This is a genomic window from Streptomyces sp. NPDC003077, from assembly GCF_040611095.1.
In the GTDB taxonomy this organism is placed as follows: domain Bacteria; phylum Actinomycetota; class Actinomycetes; order Streptomycetales; family Streptomycetaceae; genus Streptomyces.
Window position 1 is genome coordinate 62,699 of sequence record NZ_JBEXNM010000008.1, and the last position, 16,369, is coordinate 79,067.

Annotated in this window: 16 protein-coding genes; 1 reads left to right on the forward strand and 15 read right to left on the reverse strand. The window is 73.5% G+C overall.

Annotation, left to right across the window (positions count from 1 at the left end; genetic code table 11):
• Positions 1–37 precede the first annotated feature (37 nt).
• Positions 38–631 (reverse strand): bifunctional pyr operon transcriptional regulator/uracil phosphoribosyltransferase PyrR, encoded by a 594-nt coding sequence (pyrR, locus tag ABZX96_RS08060; RefSeq protein ID WP_355539742.1) that lies wholly within the window; start codon positions 629–631, stop codon positions 38–40.
• Positions 632–852: 221 nt separating this feature from the next.
• Here pyrR and bldD point away from each other — a divergent pair, with 221 nt between their 5' ends.
• Positions 853–1,353, forward strand: coding sequence for a transcriptional regulator BldD (gene bldD, locus ABZX96_RS08065; protein ID WP_355539745.1), 501 nt, complete (start codon positions 853–855; stop codon positions 1,351–1,353).
• Between the two features lie 353 nt (positions 1,354–1,706).
• Here bldD and nusB read toward each other — a convergent pair whose 3' ends face one another.
• The 14 genes from nusB to ABZX96_RS08135 all read right to left on the reverse strand — a co-directional run bounded on the left by nusB (position 1,707) and on the right by ABZX96_RS08135 (position 16,095).
• A complete protein-coding gene (nusB, locus tag ABZX96_RS08070; protein WP_355539748.1) occupies positions 1,707–2,147 on the reverse strand; it encodes a transcription antitermination factor NusB in 441 nt (146 codons plus the stop codon).
• Positions 2,148–2,149: 2 nt separating this feature from the next.
• Positions 2,150–2,716 (reverse strand): elongation factor P, encoded by a 567-nt coding sequence (gene efp, locus ABZX96_RS08075; protein WP_355539751.1) that lies wholly within the window; start codon positions 2,714–2,716, stop codon positions 2,150–2,152.
• Between the two features lie 67 nt (positions 2,717–2,783).
• Positions 2,784–3,890 (reverse strand): aminopeptidase P family protein, encoded by a 1,107-nt coding sequence (locus ABZX96_RS08080; protein ID WP_355539754.1) that lies wholly within the window; start codon positions 3,888–3,890, stop codon positions 2,784–2,786.
• Between the two features lie 221 nt (positions 3,891–4,111).
• Complete coding sequence (locus ABZX96_RS08085; RefSeq protein WP_355539757.1) at positions 4,112–5,068, reverse strand: AAA family ATPase; 957 nt, start codon at positions 5,066–5,068, stop codon at positions 4,112–4,114.
• Positions 5,069–5,385: 317 nt separating this feature from the next.
• Positions 5,386–5,844, reverse strand: a complete 459-nt coding sequence (gene aroQ / locus ABZX96_RS08090; protein WP_355539760.1) for a type II 3-dehydroquinate dehydratase — start codon at positions 5,842–5,844, stop codon at positions 5,386–5,388.
• Positions 5,841–6,932 carry a 3-dehydroquinate synthase gene (gene aroB, locus ABZX96_RS08095; protein ID WP_355539763.1) on the reverse strand — a complete coding sequence of 364 codons (1,092 nt, stop codon included), beginning with the start codon at positions 6,930–6,932 and terminating at the stop codon, positions 5,841–5,843. The genes aroQ and aroB overlap by 4 nt, the downstream gene beginning before the upstream one ends.
• 173 nt (positions 6,933–7,105) lie before the next feature.
• Positions 7,106–7,618, reverse strand: coding sequence for a shikimate kinase (locus tag ABZX96_RS08100; protein WP_355539766.1), 513 nt, complete (start codon positions 7,616–7,618; stop codon positions 7,106–7,108).
• Complete coding sequence (gene aroC, locus ABZX96_RS08105) at positions 7,615–8,799, reverse strand: chorismate synthase (protein WP_355539769.1); 1,185 nt, start codon at positions 8,797–8,799, stop codon at positions 7,615–7,617. The genes ABZX96_RS08100 and aroC overlap by 4 nt, the downstream gene beginning before the upstream one ends.
• Positions 8,800–9,267: 468 nt before the next feature.
• Positions 9,268–10,101 carry a shikimate dehydrogenase gene (locus ABZX96_RS08110; RefSeq protein ID WP_355539772.1) on the reverse strand — a complete coding sequence of 278 codons (834 nt, stop codon included), beginning with the start codon at positions 10,099–10,101 and terminating at the stop codon, positions 9,268–9,270.
• A 193-nt stretch (positions 10,102–10,294) separates the two neighbouring features.
• On the reverse strand, positions 10,295–12,013 hold the full coding sequence (mltG, locus tag ABZX96_RS08115; protein ID WP_355539775.1) for an endolytic transglycosylase MltG: 1,719 nt from the start codon (positions 12,011–12,013) through the stop codon (positions 10,295–10,297).
• Positions 12,014–12,141: 128 nt separating this feature from the next.
• Positions 12,142–12,606 carry a Holliday junction resolvase RuvX gene (gene ruvX / locus ABZX96_RS08120; RefSeq protein WP_355539778.1) on the reverse strand — a complete coding sequence of 155 codons (465 nt, stop codon included), beginning with the start codon at positions 12,604–12,606 and terminating at the stop codon, positions 12,142–12,144.
• 2 nt (positions 12,607–12,608) lie between these two features.
• The gene (gene alaS / locus ABZX96_RS08125) at positions 12,609–15,278 is read right to left on the reverse strand and encodes an alanine--tRNA ligase (protein WP_355539781.1); all 2,670 of its coding nucleotides are present in this window, start codon (positions 15,276–15,278) and stop codon (positions 12,609–12,611) included.
• Complete coding sequence (locus ABZX96_RS08130; protein ID WP_355539784.1) at positions 15,278–15,649, reverse strand: DUF6167 family protein; 372 nt, start codon at positions 15,647–15,649, stop codon at positions 15,278–15,280. The genes alaS and ABZX96_RS08130 overlap by 1 nt, the downstream gene beginning before the upstream one ends.
• A gap of 8 nt (positions 15,650–15,657) precedes the next feature.
• Positions 15,658–16,095 (reverse strand): DUF948 domain-containing protein, encoded by a 438-nt coding sequence (locus ABZX96_RS08135; RefSeq protein WP_355539787.1) that lies wholly within the window; start codon positions 16,093–16,095, stop codon positions 15,658–15,660.
• Positions 16,096–16,369: the final 274 nt, after the last annotated feature.

Below are 16,369 nucleotides of genomic sequence, written 5' to 3' on the forward strand. Positions count from 1 at the left end.
GTACGGACCGGCGACGCCGGGTCCGCGGGGCTGGGAGTTAGCGCTCGCCGTCCGAGGCGGCGGTCGCGCGCACGTCCTTGTGGCCGGACGGGCGCACGCCGAGCAGCACGGCGTCGCGGCCGTCCTCCTCCACGAGCTGGACCTTGACCGTCTCCCGCAGCGAGGTGGGCAGGTTCTTGCCCACGTAGTCGGCGCGGATCGGGAGCTCACGGTGACCGCGGTCGACCAGGACCGCGAGCTGGACGGCGCGCGGCCGGCCGATGTCGTTCAGGGCGTCGAGGGCGGCACGGATCGTGCGGCCGGAGAAGAGCACGTCGTCGACGAGCAGGACCACCCGGCCCTCGATGCCGTCACCGGGGATCTCGGTGCGGGCGAGGGTGCGCGCGGGGCCCAGGCGCAGGTCGTCGCGGTACATGGTGATGTCCAGCGAACCGACCGGGACGGCACGTCCGGTGATGTCTTCGAGCTTGGCGGCGATCCGGCGGGCGAGGTAGACCCCGCGGGTCGGAATGCCCAGCAGCACCACGTCGTCGGCGCCCTTGGCGCGTTCGACGATCTCGTGGGCGATGCGGGTCAGCATCCGCGCGATGTCCGGGCTTTCGAGCACCGGACGCGCACTGTTGGCGTCCATGCGAAACGGACCTCCTTCTCCGCCTCACGGGACGGACTTTAAAGGACGTCGGAATTACGGGTTCAACGGTACCAGGGGCATGTGAGCGGCCCGTAAGCGACCCCCTGAGCCCACCGACTGCCCCATTCGGCTTGACGAAGCCAAATTACGCTGCGTAACCTCACAGTGAGTTACCAGTCGCGCGGTTGAATCGCACGTCTACACAGCGTCCGGGGAGCTTTATGTCCAGCGAATACGCCAAACAGCTCGGGGCCAAGCTCCGCGCCATCCGCACCCAGCAGGGCCTCTCCCTCCACGGCGTCGAGGAGAAGTCCCAGGGCCGCTGGAAGGCCGTGGTGGTGGGCTCCTACGAGCGCGGCGACCGTGCCGTGACCGTACAGCGCCTCGCCGAGCTGGCCGACTTCTACGGCGTGCCGGTGCAGGAGCTGCTGCCGGGCACGACCCCCGGCGGCGCCGCCGAGCCCCCGCCGAAACTGGTCCTGGACCTGGAGCGGCTGGCCAACGTCCCGGCCGAGAAGGCGGGCCCGCTCCAGCGTTACGCCGCCACGATCCAGAGCCAGCGCGGCGATTACAACGGCAAGGTCCTCTCCATCCGCCAGGACGACCTGCGCACCCTCGCGGTGATCTATGACCAGTCGCCCTCCGTGCTGACCGAGCAGCTGATCAGCTGGGGTGTGCTGGACGCGGACGCGCGTCGCGCCGTACAGCACGAGGACATTTAAGACATCCGCCGCGGGATCGCCGCGCAGAAACGTACCGCCGCCCTGGATTCCCCGGGGCGGCGGTTTTTTTGCCATTTTTGGCGAGGCGGGCACGGGGGGTCACCGTCCGGCACCACCGCGCGTCACGGCCGGGGCCACCGGCTTCCCCGCAGGGCCTCGTCCGCCGCTGACGCCCCACGCCTCACTTGAGGCCCAGGAAGACCGCGCGGCCCCTCGGGCGCGCTCACAGGCGCCCTCAGGGGCCCTGCGGGGGCCGGGAGCCCGCTCGCCGGTCCGCGAGCATATACGCGACGGGCCCGGGGCGCCTGTGCGCTCCGGGCCCGTCCGCGGGCGGTGTCACCACCGTGCGTGCCTTACTGCTGCGGCTCCTCGCGGCGCAGGCTCGGCTTGAGTTCCTTCAGCCGGGCGAGGAGGCCGTTGACGAAGGCCGGGGACTCGTCCGTGGAGAACTCCTTGGCCAGTTGCACGGCCTCGTCGATCACCACGGCGTCCGGGGTCTCGTCCATCCAGATCAGCTCGTACGCGCCGAGCCGCAGGATGTTGCGGTCCACCACCGGCATCCGGTCCAGGGTCCAGCCGACGGAGTAGGTGCCGAGCAGTTCGTCGATGCGCGCGATGTGCCGCGCGTACCCCTCGACGAGCTGCAGGGTGAACTCGTTGACCGGGGGCTGCCGGGGGTCGGTCCGGGCGTGCCGCATCCAGTCCGCGAGCACGGACTGCACCTCGGCGCCGCGCTGGTCGGCCTCGAAGAGGATCTGGAAGGCGCGCTTGCGGGCCTTGTTGCGGGCGGCCACGGTTAGCTGTTCACCCGGCCGAGGTACTCGCCGGAGCGGGTGTCGACCTTGATCTTCTCGCCGGTCGTGATGAAGAGCGGCACCTGGATCTCGTAGCCGGTCTCCAGTCGGGCGGGCTTGGAACCGCCGGTGGAGCGGTCGCCCTGGACACCCGGCTCGGTGTGCTCGATGGTCAGCTCGACCGCGGCGGGCAGCTCGACGTACAGGACGCTGCCGTCGTGCTGGGCCACGACCGCCTCGAAGCCCTCCAGGAGGAAGTTCGCGGCGTCACCGACGGTCTTGCGGTCGATGTGCAGCTGGTCGTAGGTGTCCATGTCCATGAAGACGAAGTACTCGCCGTCCATGTACGAGAACTGCATGCCGCGCTTGTCGACGGTGGCCGTCTCGACCTTGACGCCGGCGTTGAAGGTCTTGTCCACCACCTTGCCGGAGAGCACGTTCTTGAGCTTGGTGCGCACGAAGGCCGGGCCCTTGCCGGGCTTGACGTGCTGGAACTCGACGACGGACCAGAGCTGGCCGCCTTCGAGCTTGAGCACCATGCCGTTCTTAAGGTCGTTCGTGGATGCCACGGTTGCGGTATCTCCTGGACTGCAGCTGGTGGGGACCCGGAAGACACGCGCGCCGAGCCGCCTGGGCTCACAGCGCGAGCAGCTCCTTGGTCGTGATCGTGAGTAGCTCGGGCCCGCCGTCCGCCTCGGGGCGGACGACGAGTGTGTCGTCGATCCGGACACCGCCACGGCCCGGGAGGTGTACCCCCGGCTCGACGGTGACCGGCACGCAAGCGTCCAGTTTACCCATGGCCGCAGGTGACAGCCGAGGGTCCTCGTCGATTTCCAGGCCCACCCCGTGCCCGGTGCGCGGACCGAGGTGTTCCGCGTACCCCGCCGCCTCCAGCACCTCGCGCGCCGCCCGGTCCACCGCGCGGCACTCCACCCCGGGCGCCAGCGCCTCCCGGCCGGCCTTCTGGGCCGCGAAGACGTGGTCGTACAGCTCGATCTGCCAGTCCGCGGGCGTCGTGCCGATGACGAAGGTCCGGCCGATCTCGCAGCGGTACCCGCGGTAGTTCGCCCCCAGGCGGACGCTGAGGAAGTCCCCTTCCTCCACCCGGCGGTCGGTCGGCGGGTGCTCGGGGCGTCCCGCGTGCGAGCCGGTGGCCACGGAGGTGGGGAAGGCGGGCCCGTCCGCGCCGTGGTCCACCAGGCGGCGCTCCAGTTCCAGGGCGAGGTGCCGCTCGGTCCGGCCGACCAGGATGGATTCCAGCAGCTCCCCCAGCGCCTGATCGGTGATCTCGGCGGCGATCCGCAGGCAGGCGATCTCCTCCTCGTCCTTGACGAAGCGCTGCTGCTCGACGGCGCAGGCCAGATCGGCCAGCCGCAGGCGGGGCGCGACCTGGGCGAGCGCGCGGTGCCGGGCGACGGTGAGGTGGTGTTCCTCGACGGCGAGCGAGTCCGCGCCGGCCCGCGCCGCCAGGTCCGCGCCGGCCACCACGGGGTCCCCTTCGCGGGTCGGCAGGACGGTGACCTCCAGGTCCTCCGCGGGGGTGCCCTCGGCGGGGTCGCCGGACAGCGGCCGTTCGCACAGCAGCCGGTCCCCGTCCGGCCCCAGCAGCACCGCGGCACCGGGCGGCGCGCAACCGGTCAGGTAGCGGACGTTGGCGGGGCGGGACACCAGTGCCGCCGCGTCGCCGGCCGCCGCGCAGCGGTCGCGCAGCCGCGTACGTCGGGCGGCGTACAGCTCGGACATGCACCGAGCGTACGGGCCCGGCACAAGGGCGGCCGGTCGGGCGGGTCCGGCCGGGGGACCGGGGGCCCGGGCGGCCGGAGCGCCCTGTGGGCCGGCGGCGGGTCCGGCACCGGGCGCCCTGTCCCGGGGGCCCGGCCGGACCGGTCGCGGGCGGGGTCACGGGCGGGGCCCGGGCGCCTCGGCGGCGGGCCCGTCCAAGACCGCCGCGGGGTGCCCGGGGCCTACCAGTTCGGCGGGCTCGTCAGGCTGCGGGCGACCGCCTCGTCCAGCATCCGCACCGTGGTGGCCACGTCGTGGGTGGAGTTGTCGATGATGGGCAGGCCCGAGCCGTACCAGCCGGCCATCCGGCCGTGGATCCGGGCGACCTCCTCGTCCGAGAGGCGGCGGGTGCCGGAGCGGCGCGCGTTGCGTTCGAGGACGATCTCCAGGCCGGGCAGCAGGACGACGGGGAGCAGGCCGGGGCCCACGTGCCGCTTCCAGCCGCCCAGGCCGACGACGGGGCGGTCGGGGAAGACCGCGTCGTCCAGGATGCAGGAGATGCCGTTGGCCAGGAAGTTGCGCGCGGCGAAGCCGCAGGTGCGGCGGGCCAGCCGGTACTGGGCCTCGGAGTGGTCGTTCCAGCCGGTGCGCGGGTCGGCGAACCCGGAGCGGACCCATTCGCGCACGTCGTCCAGGCTGATGTGCGCGGTGGGCACCCGCCGGGTGTCGGCCCAGTGGCGGGCGACGGTGGTCTTGCCCGCGCCGGCCGGGCCGATGAGCAGCACCGCCACCGCCACGTGCGCGGCGTCCGGCGCGGCGGTGCCCGGGGCGCCGGGCACCGGGACGGGGGCGCCGGGCGGCAGCGGGACGTGCCCGGTGGCCGTCTCCGGGTGGGGCGGCGGGACGGGCGGCTGCTGCGGCGCGGGCCAGCCGGGCGCGGTGCCCGGAGCGTGGCCGGGGCCCGGCAGGGTGGGGCCCGGGGCGGCGGGGCCGGGCGGGTGTCCGGCTCCCGGAGCGTGCGGGGGCGGGGCGGCCGGGGGGTGCGCGGGCGGGTGCGGGCCCGCGGGGTGCGGGCCGGTCAGGTGCGTGGCGGCCGGTGGTATCGGTCCGCCGGTGCCCGGCGGCCGGGTGGGGGCGGCTTCCGGTGCGGGCGCGGGGCCGTGCGGCGAAGGCAGCGGAACCCCTAGGGGGTACTGCATCCGGTGGCTCTCCGTCTCGTGCGGTCGTCGGGGGCGGGTGGAGCGTACGGCGGCGAGCCGGCCGGCTCCCGGCGGGGGTGCCGGGGCCGCGGCGCGACGGGTGTTCGGGGAACGCTACCGCCCGTTCGAGGCGACGGGGCGCCGCACCGCGACCGTCACGACCGAATGGCCGGGAATCCGGCGAAATTTCCTGGCGCTTTTCCGCACGTCGAACCTTCCTGACGCACGAGCCGGACGCACGTTCCTGACGCAGGTGACGGACGAGGTGCCCCACCCGGGAAGAACCCCCGGGCGCCGCTCGCGCCCGGGGGTGGGGCTCAGCCGGCCAGCTCCTCCGCCAGCGCGCGGAGGGCCAGTTTGTACGAGCCGATGCCGAAGCCCGCGATGGTGCCGCTGGCGACCGCCGCGATGACCGAATTGTGGCGGAACGCCTCGCGGGCGTACGGGTTGGAGATGTGCACCTCGATCAGCGGCGCGGTGCGCTGCGCCGCCGCGTCCCGCATCCCGTACGAATAGTGCGTGAACGCGCCCGGATTGACGACGACGGGGACCGAGCCGTCCGCGGCCTCGTGCAGCCAGCGGATCATCTCGCCCTCGTCGTTGGTCTCCCGGACCTCCACCCGGAAGCCGAGCTCCTCGCCGAGCGCGGTGCACTGCTCGACCAGCCCGGCGTAGGACGTGGCGCCGTACACGTCCGGCTCGCGGGAGCCCAGCCGCCCCAGGTTCGGGCCGTTGAGCACCAGGACCCGGGTCGTGGCCCCGGCGTCGGCGCTCACGCGGCGATCTCCGCGTGCGCGGCCAGCAGCATCGCCGGGTCCGGGCTCTCCAGGACCGCGGGCTTGGCCAGGCCGTCCAGGACGATGAAGCGCAGCCGGTCGCCGCGGGACTTCTTGTCCACCTTCATCGTCTCCAGCAGCTTGGGCCACTGGTCGCCGCGGTAGGTCAGCGGCAGGCCGACGGCCTCCAGGACGGCGCGGTGCCGGTCGGCGGTGGCGTCGTCCAGGCGACCGGCGATCCGGCCGAGCTCGGCGGCGAAGACCATGCCGACGGAGACGGCCGCGCCGTGCCGCCAGTTGTAGCGCTCGTTCTTCTCGATGGCGTGCGCCAGGGTGTGCCCGTAGTTGAGGATCTCGCGCAGGCCGGATTCCTTGAGGTCGGCGGAGACCACCTCGGCCTTGACCCGGATCGCCCGCTCGATCAGCTCGGCGGTGTGCGGGCCGTCGGGGCGGCGGGCCGCCTCGGGGTCGGCCTCGATCAGCGTGAGGATCTCGGGGTCGGCGATGAACCCGGCCTTGATCACCTCGGCGAGCCCGGACACGTAGTCGTGCACCGGCAGCGTGTCCAGCGCCGCCAGGTCGCACAGCACCCCTGCCGGCGGGTGGAAGGCGCCGACGAGGTTCTTGCCCTCGGCGGTGTTGATGCCGGTCTTGCCGCCGACCGCCGCGTCCACCATGCCCAGGACCGTCGTGGGGACGGCGATCCAGCGCACCCCGCGCAGCCAGGTGGCCGCCACGAAACCGGCGAGGTCGGTGGTGGCGCCGCCGCCCACGCCCACGATCACGTCGGTGCGGGTGAAGCCGGTCTGGCCCAGCGCCTTCCAGCAGTACGCCGCGACCTCGGCGGTCTTGGCCTCCTCGGCGTTGGGCAGCTGGATGGCGATGGCCTCGTAGCCCTGGGCGGCCAGGTCCTCGCGCAGCGCCTCGCCGGTGGCGGACAGCGCCTCCGGGTGGAGGACGGCCACGCGGCGGGCGGCGGGGCCGATGAGGCCGGGGAGTTCGCCCAGCAGCCGGCGGCCGACGAGCACCTCGTACGGGTCGGTGCCCGCGCTGCCGCCGACCTGGATGCGGGTGGCCTGTTCGGTCATGCGCTCATCATCTCCGTATGCGTCCCTTCGTTCCCGTGGTGCGTCTCGGCACTTCCGCGGGTGCGTCTCGATGCCCGGCGCGCGTGCGTGCGCGGCGCGCGCTCCGTCTCCCGTTCGCGTGGCCGTCCCCGGGCGCGCGGCGGCTCGGGGCCGCGCGCCCGGGGACGGCGTCGTCACGCGGGTTTCAGTTCCAGCGCGTCCAGGACGGCCTGGGCCACGTCCTCGGGCGTGCGGCCGTCCGTGGCCACCACGGCCCGGGAGACCTCGGTGTACAGCGGACGGCGCTGCTCCATCAGCTCGCGCCAGCGCCGCCGCGGGTTGACGGCGAGCAGCGGGCGCGGCGCGTCCAGCCCGACCCGCCGTACGGCGTCGGCGAGCTCCACGTCGAGGAAGACCACCGGCAGCCCGGCGAGCAGCGCGCGGGTGCCGTCGTCCATGATCGCGCCGCCGCCCAGCGCCAGCACGCCCGGGTGCCCGGCCACCGCCTCGCGCACGGCCTGCCGCTCCAGCTCACGGAAGTGCGGCTCGCCCTCGTCGACGAAGATGTCCGCGATCGGCTTGCCCGCGCGGGCCACGATGTCGGCGTCGGTGTCCCGGTAGGCGCAGCCCAGGCGGGCGGCCAGCAGCGCGCCCACCGTGGACTTGCCGGAGCCCGGCGGGCCCACCAGGACGATCAGCGGCGTCACTTGATCGCCAGGTTGTCGAGGAAGGACCGGACGTTGCGGCGGGTCTCGGCCACGCTGTCGCCGCCGAACTTCTCGGCCACCGCGTCGGCCAGCACCAGCGCCACCATGGCCTCGGCCACGATGCCCGCCGCCGGCACCGCGCACACGTCGGAGCGCTGGTGGTGGGCCTGGGCGGCCTCGCCGGTGGCGACGTCCACCGTGGCCAGCGCGCGCGGCACGGTCGCGATGGGCTTCATCGCGGCCCGGACCCGCAGCAGCTCGCCGGTGCTCAGGCCGCCCTCGGTGCCGCCGGAGCGGCCGGAGGTGCGGCGGATGCCGTCCTCGGTGGCCACGATCTCGTCGTGCGCCTTGGAGCCCGGCACGCGCGCCAGGTCGAAGCCGTCGCCGACCTCGACGCCCTTGATGGCCTGGATGCCCATGAGCGCCGCCGCCAGCCGGGCGTCCAGCCGCCGGTCCCAGTGGACGTGGCTGCCCAGGCCCACCGGCACGCCGTACGCCAGGACCTCGACCACGCCGCCGAGGGTGTCGCCGTCCTTGTGGGCCTGGTCGATCTCGGCGACCATCGCCTTGCTCGCGTCCGCGTCCAGGCAGCGCACCGGGTCGGCGTCCAGCCGCTCGACGTCCTCCGGCTTGGGCAGGACGCCGTACGGGGCCTTCGCGGCGGCCAGTTCGACCACGTGCGAGACGATCTCGATGCCCGCGGTCTCCTTGAGGAAGGAGCGGGCGACGGTGCCCAGCGCGACGCGGGCCGCGGTCTCGCGGGCGGAGGCGCGCTCCAGGATCGGGCGGGCCTCGTCGAAGCCGTACTTCTGCATGCCGGCCAGGTCGGCGTGGCCGGGACGGGGGCGGGTCAGCGGCGCGTTGCGGGCCAGCTCCGCCAGCTCGGCCGCGTCGACCGGGTCGGCCGCCATGACCTTCTCCCACTTGGGCCACTCGGTGTTGCCCACCATGATCGCGACCGGGGAACCGAGGGTGAGGCCGTGCCGCACGCCGCCGAGGAAGGTGACCTCGTCACGCTCGAACTTCATCCGCGCGCCGCGGCCGTAGCCCAGGCGGCGGCGGGCCAGCGCGTCGGCGACCATGTCCGAGGTGATCGGCACCCCCGCCGGAAGGCCCTCCAGCGTCGCAACCAGTGCGGGGCCGTGCGACTCCCCCGCCGTCAGCCAGCGCAATGTGCTCAACGGTGCTCCTCGTGTCCTGCTCGCGCGAACGGTCTCACCCCAGATCCTCCCATGCGCGCCGGAACGCCTTCGGGGGTGTCCGGTGGACGGACCCCGCGTGCGGACGCCCCTGTCGCCACGGCGGGCACCGGGGGTCCCGCGCGCTCCGGCGTCTCCACGGATCGGCGGACGGGCGGGCCGCCGACCGGCGCAGACGGGGATCGGAGGATCAGGGGAGGGGCCGGTCGGCGGAGGAAGGGAGCAATCGGCGCGGGCACCTCGGACTCGCCCGTCGGCCAGGGGCCCTCGCACGGATCGGCCAGGGGCTCTCGCACGGACCGCCGGGCTCGCGCGCATGGCGGCGGCGCGGGCACATGCATGGCTACGACCCCCGGGGCGTCGGCGGCGCGGGCACGGGCACGGCCGCGCCCCCCCGGCACCTCGGCGGCACGGGCACGCCGGAAATCCCGGCGCCTGGGCAACCCCGCCTCACCGCTCCTTGAGCGCCGCCTCCCCCGCCGCGCGCATCACCGCGAGCGGGGCCGGGCCGCGCCCGGTCATCCGTTCCACCTGGAGGACGGCCTGGTGGACGAGCAGGTCCAGGCCGCCGACGACGGCGCCGCCGGACCGCGACCACGCCTGTGCCAGGGGCGTCGGCCACGGGTCGTACAGGACGTCGAAGAGCGTGCCGGGGCGTTCCGGGACCGCGCCGGCCAGGAAGTCCGTGGCACCGGCCGGGGTGGTGGCGATCACCAGCGGCGCCCGGAGGGCGGTGGCCGCGTCGGCCCAGTCGGCCGTGCGGACGGCCAGGCCCAGCCGCTCGCCCCAGCCCCGCACCTCGGCGACCCGGCCGCCGCCGCGCCCGTACACGGTGACCTCACCGGTCCCCATGGCGGCGAGGGCGGCCAGCGCGGAGGAGGCGGTGGCCCCGGCGCCCAGGACGGCGGCGTGCTCGACGGCGGTGACGCCGCGCTCGCGCAGCGCCGCCCGGATGCCGGGGATGTCGGTGTTGTCGCCGATGCGCCGCCCGTCGTCCGTGAACAGGACGGTGTTGACGGCCTCCACGGTGGCGGCGGTCTCGCTGATCTCGTCGAGCAGCGGGATCACGGCGCGCTTGAGCGGCATGGTCAGCGACAGCCCGGCCCACCCCTCCCCCAGCTCGGCGAGGAAGCCGGGGAGCGCGGCCTCGTCCACCTCGTGGCGGCCGTACTCCCAGTCCGCCAGGCCCATCTCCGCGTACGCGGCCCGGTGCAGGACCGGGGAGAGGGAGTGGGTGATGGGCGATCCGAGGACCGCCGCCTTCTTCCGCGACGCTGCCGACACTGGCGCCTCAGCCTTCCTCTGTGCTGCTGCCCGACGACGGGCATTCCTCCACTGTGGACCGCGGCCGGTCCGTCACCGGCGCCGGGCACGCCGGTGCCCTCCCCCGCCGTCCAGGTACGCGGGGCCCCCGGCTGCTCCCGGGAGCAGCCGGGGGTGCCTGCCATGGGTACGTCCCCAGGGCAGTGTCCCGCCGCTACTGCCCGGCGCGCGCCTTCTGCCGCTCGTTGAACTTCTCGACCAGCTTCATGTGATCCGCGAGCTTGGTGGTGAAGTCCGTCTTCTTCCCGTCGATGGAGATGAAGTACAGCCACTTCTCGCTGGTGTCCGGGTCGATGGACGCCTTGAGCGCGTCCTCGCCCGGGTTGCCGATCGGGCCGGGCGGCAGGCCCTTGTAGACGTACGTGTTGTACGGGTCGTCGTAGCTGCGGATCTCCTTCGTGGAGATGTTGATCTCGCTTTGCTTCTTCGCGTAGTTGAACGTCGAGTCGAATTCGACCTTCTGGTTCGTGTCCGTGTTGGTCGGCAGCAGCCGGTTGTAGACGACCGCGGCCATCTTGCGGAAGTCGTCGTGCGTGATGCCCTCGGCCTGGGTGAGGCTGGCGACCGTGAGGAGTTCCAGCGGCGACTTCAGGTTGAGCTTGCGGGCGTTCTCCTCCAGGTCGTACTTGCGGTACTCGGCGGTGGCCCGCTGGACCATCTGCCGCAGCACGTCCGCGGGTTTCGCCTCCGGGCTGACGCTGTACGTGGACGGGAAGAGGAAGCCCTCCAGCGGGTCCTTGATCTTGGGGGCGCTGTTCGCCCAGGAGGGGAGCCCGAGGCTGGACGCCTGGTTCTTGGCGACGTCCTTGGTGGTGCCGTCCTTGAGGTTCAGCTTCTTGTCGATCAGCGTGTAGACAGCGTCTGCGCGCAGGCCCTCGCTCACCGTCAGGCCGTTGCGGCTCTTGGGGTCCAGCATCAGCCGGACGGCGGCGGCGGCCGACATCTCCTTGCGCAGCGTGTAGACCCCGGCCTGCAGCTTGTTCTGCTTGCCGGTGTCGCCCACCGCCGCGGCGAAGGCGTCGGCGGTCTTGACCACGCCCGCCTTCTTCAGGACCAGGCCCATGTCGTACACGGTGGTGCCGGACGGGATATCGACCTGGACGGCCGTGCTGCCCTCGCCGTCGAAGTCTTCGGGCGGGCCGAAGCGGTCGCGCCAGAAGCCGTAGCCGAACCAGAGGACCCCGCCCACGCCGCCGACCAGCACGACGGCCACGATCGCGCCGGCCAGGCCGTTGCGCCGCTTGGGCTTGCGGCCCCGGCGCTCACGGGAGCCCCGGCGGCCGGGGCCGTCGTCGTCGGGGTCCGTGCCGCGGCGGGACTTCTCCGGGGCGTTCCCGTACGGGTCGTCGTCGGGGCCGTCCGCGTACGCGGCGGGCTCCCGGTCGCGGTCGTGCTCGCGCGGTTCGGGGACGGGGTGCCAGTCGCCGCCGTCCGGGGCCGCCTGGCCCGCCTGCGGGTCCTGCCCCGCGTGGTGCGGGGGCACGGGCGGCGGGTAGGCGTCCTCGGTAGCGTAGTAGTCGGGGCCGGCGCCGGTGTGCGGATCGACCGGCGGCTGCCCGTACGGGTCGTAGGGGCCCTGGTGGGACGGGTCCCAGCCGCCGTTGCCGTACTGCGGGGCGGGGCCGCCGGGCTGTCCCTGGCCGTCCCACTGGCCGGGCCGGTCGCCGTAGGCGGCCTGCGCGCCGTGCGGGTCGGGCTGCGGCGGGTTTCCGTAGGGCTGCTGCGTCCCCGCCCCGTAGGGGGCCTGCGGGGCGGTGCCCCCGTGCGGGCCTGTCTGGGGCCGCTGCTGACCTCCGTACGAACCCTGGTCCCCGTACAGCGGGTCCTCCGGATGCCACGGTTCGGAGCCGAAGCCCCGGCCATACTCAGTCATCGATCCCCTAGAGCCGCGAGGCGGAGTGCGCCGACCGGCGGCGCGCCAACTGTCTCGATTGCCGCCTCTTCTTGCACGCGCGGGCGTTCGACCGCCGTCGCGTCGCGCGGAACGTTACCGTATCGCGATCAGATGACCACTTCGACGCTCTCGCCCGGCGCCGCGCCGGACACCCGCTCGGTCTCCAGCGCGCTCTGGAGGATGATCACCGCCGCCGCCTGGTCCACGACCGAACGGCCCTTCTTGCTCTTCACGCCCGAGGCCCGCAGCCCCTGGGCCGCGGTCACCGTGGACATCCGCTCGTCCACCAGCCGCACCGGCACCGGCGCGACGCCCGCCGCCAGTACCCGCGCGAAGGCGCGGACCTTGGCCGCGGCCGGCCCCTCCGTCCCGTTCAGGGAGCGGGGGAGGCCGACGACGACCTCGATCGGTTCGTACTCCGTCACGATCGCCTTGAGCCGCCGGTGCGCCGCCGGGACGTCGCGTCCCGGCACCGTCTCGACGGGGGTGGCGAGGACCCCGTCGGGGTCGCACGAGGCGACCCCGATCCGGGCGTCCCCGACGTCGACGGCGATCCGCCTGCCGCGTCGCACGATCAGCCCGCCTCGCCGACCAGCCGCTCGACGGCCTCGACGGCCTCGGGCACGGCGGCGGCGTTCTGGCCACCGCCCTGGGCCACGTCCGGCTTGCCGCCGCCTCCGCCGCCCAGCGTCTTGGCGGCGGCGCGGACCAGGTCACCGGCCTTGACGCCACGCTCGCGGGCGGCCTCGTTGGTGGCGATGACGGTCACCGGGCGGCCGTTGGCCACGGTGAACAGGGCGACGACGGCGGCCCGGTCGCCCGGGATCCGGCCGCGCACGTCCAGCACCAGCTTGCGCAGGTCGTCGGCGGAGGTGCCGTCCGGGACCTGGGCGGCGACCAGGGCGATGCCCCGGACGTCCTTGGCGCCCGCGGCCAGCCCGGCGGCGGCCTGGAGCACCTTCTCGGCGCGGAACCTCTCGATCTCCTTCTCGGCCTCCTTCAGCTTGGCCAGGACGCCGGAGATCTTCTCGGGCAGCTCCTCCGGGCGGCCCTTGACCAGCTCGGTGAGCTGCGAGACGACGGTGTGCTCGCGGGCGAGGAACTTGTACGCGTCCACGCCGACCAGCGCCTCCACCCGGCGCACGCCGGAGCCGATGGAGGACTCGCCCAGCAGCTTGACCAGGCCGAGCTGCGAGGTGTTGTGGACGTGCGTGCCGCCGCACAGCTCCTTGGAGAAGTCGCCGATGGTCACCACGCGGACCCGCTCGCCGTACTTCTCGCCGAACTCGGCGATGGCGCCCTGCCGCTTGGCCTCGTCCATGCTCATGACCTCGGCGTGCACGTCCAGGTCGCGGGAGAGCACCTCGTTGATGCGCTGCTCGACGTCGGTGAGCACGCTGCCGGGGACGGCGGTCGGCGAGCCGAAGTCGAAGCGGAAGCGGCCCGGGGAGTTCTCCGAACCGGCCTGCGCGGCCGTCGGACCCAGGGCGTCGCGCAGCGCCTGGTGGGTGAGGTGGGTGGCGCTGTGGGCGCGCGCGATGGCCCGGCGGCGCTTGACGTCGATGGCGGCGTACGCGGACGAGCCGACGACGACCTCGCCGACCTGCACGGCGCCCTTGTGGACGATGACGCCGGGGACCGGCTGCTGCACGTCGCGGATCTCCACGATGGCGCCGTTGTCGAGCTTGATGCGGCCGGTGTCGGCGAGCTGGCCGCCGCCCTCGGCGTAGAACGGCGTGCGGTCGAGCACGACCTCGACGTCGTCGCCCTCGTGGGCGGCCGGGGCCGAGGCGCCGTTGACGACGAGGCCCACGACCGTGGACTCGCCCTCGGTGTCGGTGTAGCCGGTGAAGACCGAGGCGCCGGCCTGGTCGGCGACCTCGCGGTACGCGGACATGTCGGCGTGGCCGTGCTTCTTGGCCTGCGCGTCGGCCTTGGCGCGCTCCCGCTGCTCCTTCATCAGGCGGCGGAAGCCGTCCTCGTCCACGGAGAGCCCCTGCTCGGCGGCCATCTCCAGGGTGAGGTCGATGGGGAAGCCCCAGGTGTCGTGCAGCAGGAACGCCTTGTCGCCGGGCAGCACCGTGCCGCCGGCCGACTTGGTCTCGCTGACGGCGGTGTCCAGGATGTTGGTGCCGGCCTTGAGCGTCTTCAGGAAGGCGGCCTCCTCGGCGAGGGCGACCGTCTCGATGCGCTTGCGGTCCTCCAGCAGCTCCGGGTACTGCTGGCCCATCGTCTTGATGACGACGTCGATCAGGTCGCCGACGACCGGGCCGGTGGCACCCAGCAGCCGCATGTTGCGGATGGCCCGGCGCATGATGCGGCGCAGGACGTAGCCGCGGCCCTCGTTGCCGGGGGTGACGCCGTCGCCGATGAGCATCGTGGAGGTGCGCATGTGGTCGGCGACCACGCGCAGCGACACGTCGGAGTCCTCGGCGGCGCCGTAGCGCACGCCGGTCAGGTCGCCGGCCTTGTCGATGACCACGCGCAGGGTGTCGGTCTCGTACATGTTGCGGACGCCCTGGAGGATCATCGCCAGGCGTTCCAGGCCGAGGCCGGTGTCGATGTTCTTGCTGGGCAGCTCGCCGAGGATCTCGAAGTCCTCCTTGCCGATGCCCGCCCCGCGCTCGTACTGCATGAAGACCAGGTTCCAGATCTCCACGTACCGCTCGTCGTTGACGGCCGGGCCGCCCTCGACGCCGAACTCCGGGCCGCGGTCGTAGTTGATCTCGGAGCACGGGCCGCACGGGCCCGGGACGCCCATGGACCAGTAGTTGTCCTTCTTGCCCAGGCGCTGGATGCGCTCGGCGGGGACGCCGACGACGTCCCGCCAGATGCGCTCGGCCTCGTCGTCCTCCAGGTAGACCGTGATCCACAGCCGCTCCGGGTCCAGGCCGTAGCCGCCCTGGTCGACGGGGCTGGTCAGCAGCTCCCAGGCGTACTTGATGGCGCCTTCCTTGAAGTACGCGCCGAAGGAGAAGTTGCCGCACATCTGGAAGAACGTGCCGTGCCGGGTGGTCTTGCCGACCTCCTCGATGTCCGGGGTGCGGACACACTTCTGCACGCTGGTGGCGGTGGCGTGCGGCGGCTTGACCTCGCCGAGGAAGTACGGCTTGAAGGGCACCATGCCCGCGGGGACCAGCAGCAGCGTCGGGTCGTCCGCGATGAGCGACGCCGACGGCACGACGGTGTGCCCACGCTCTTCGAAGAAGCGCAGCCAGCGGCGGCGGATTTCAGCCGACTCCATCAGTGGTCCTCATTTCCGGTCGGCCCGGTGGGTCCGGGTGTACGTGGGGTTCGGTCGGGGAGGGGCAGGGCGTCGCGTCCGGCGGTCCGGGCCGCGGGTTCCAGCACCGTGTACCGCGCCGGGGGCAGCTCGCGCACCTCGCCGCGGTCGGTCAGACCGAGTGCTTCCTGCAACTGCTCTTCACGGTCCGCCATTCCGGAGCGGACGTCCACGGCGAACTGCCGCAGTCGCTGCCCGGTCTCGACGGCCTTCTCCGCGGCCTGCGCGGCGAGGCTGTCGGGGTGCAGGCTGCGCAGCTTGCGGTGGACCTTGTTGGTGGCCCACACGCCGGCGGCGGCGCCGGTGGTGAACCAGAATGCGCGGCGGAACATCGCGGTGATCAGTCCTTGGAGCGACGGGTGCGGCGCCCGCCCCGGCGGGTGGCGGGCAGGGAGCGGCCGGCGACGACGGTGCGCGCCGGTTCGGCGGGCGCGCCCTTCTTGCCGATCGCGCGGCGCACGCCGTAGCCGAACGCCGCGACCTTGACCAGCGGCCCGCCGAAGGCCGACGAGACGGTCGAGGAGAGCGCGGAGGCGTTGGCGGTGACCTCCTGCACGTCGGCGGCGATGGCGTCGACGCGGGCCAGCTGGGTGTGCGCGGAGCGGACGGTCGCCGACGCGTCCGCGAGCAGCGGGACGGCCTGTTCGGACACCTCGGCCACCATCTTCGTGGTCGCCTTCAGCGTCTGCGCGAGCCTCGCCAGCACGAGGGCGAGGAACGACACGAGGATCGCCCAGAAGACGGCCACGAGGATCCCGGCCACCTCTCCACCGGACACGTTTGGCACCGCTTTCTGACTGATGTGATCGGCTCTGGTCCCGCTCGATCGGCAGGATCCGACCCTATCGCGCCGCGACTGTCCGTTCGTACCGCATTCCCCGTGCGGCGCGGGGCGGGGCGCGGGGGCGGTCCCGGACGGGTTCGCGTGCTCCCGGAGTCCCGTCCGCGCGGGTTTCCGCGTGCTCTGGGGACCCATCCGTACGAAGACCGGCGCGGCCCCGGCGGGACCGCGCCCCGGGAACGCGCGAGCCCGCCGGCTCCCCTCCGCGAAG

What these genes read in the sequence shown, in the direction of transcription:
- pyrR (WP_355539742.1), bottom strand. Translation starts at nt 631, where the DNA reads ATGGACGCCAACAGTGCGCGTCCGGTGCTCGAAAGCCCGGACATCGCG.
- bldD (WP_355539745.1), top strand. Translation starts at nt 853, where the DNA reads ATGTCCAGCGAATACGCCAAACAGCTCGGGGCCAAGCTCCGCGCCATC.
- ABZX96_RS08080 (WP_355539754.1), bottom strand. Translation starts at nt 3,890, where the DNA reads ATGTCCGAGCTGTACGCCGCCCGACGTACGCGGCTGCGCGACCGCTGC.
- ABZX96_RS08085 (WP_355539757.1), bottom strand. Translation starts at nt 5,068, where the DNA reads ATGCAGTACCCCCTAGGGGTTCCGCTGCCTTCGCCGCACGGCCCCGCG.
- aroB (WP_355539763.1), bottom strand. Translation starts at nt 6,932, where the DNA reads ATGACCGAACAGGCCACCCGCATCCAGGTCGGCGGCAGCGCGGGCACC.
- mltG (WP_355539775.1), bottom strand. Translation starts at nt 12,013, where the DNA reads ATGACTGAGTATGGCCGGGGCTTCGGCTCCGAACCGTGGCATCCGGAG.
- alaS (WP_355539781.1), bottom strand. Translation starts at nt 15,278, where the DNA reads ATGGAGTCGGCTGAAATCCGCCGCCGCTGGCTGCGCTTCTTCGAAGAG.
- ABZX96_RS08130 (WP_355539784.1), bottom strand. Translation starts at nt 15,649, where the DNA reads ATGTTCCGCCGCGCATTCTGGTTCACCACCGGCGCCGCCGCCGGCGTG.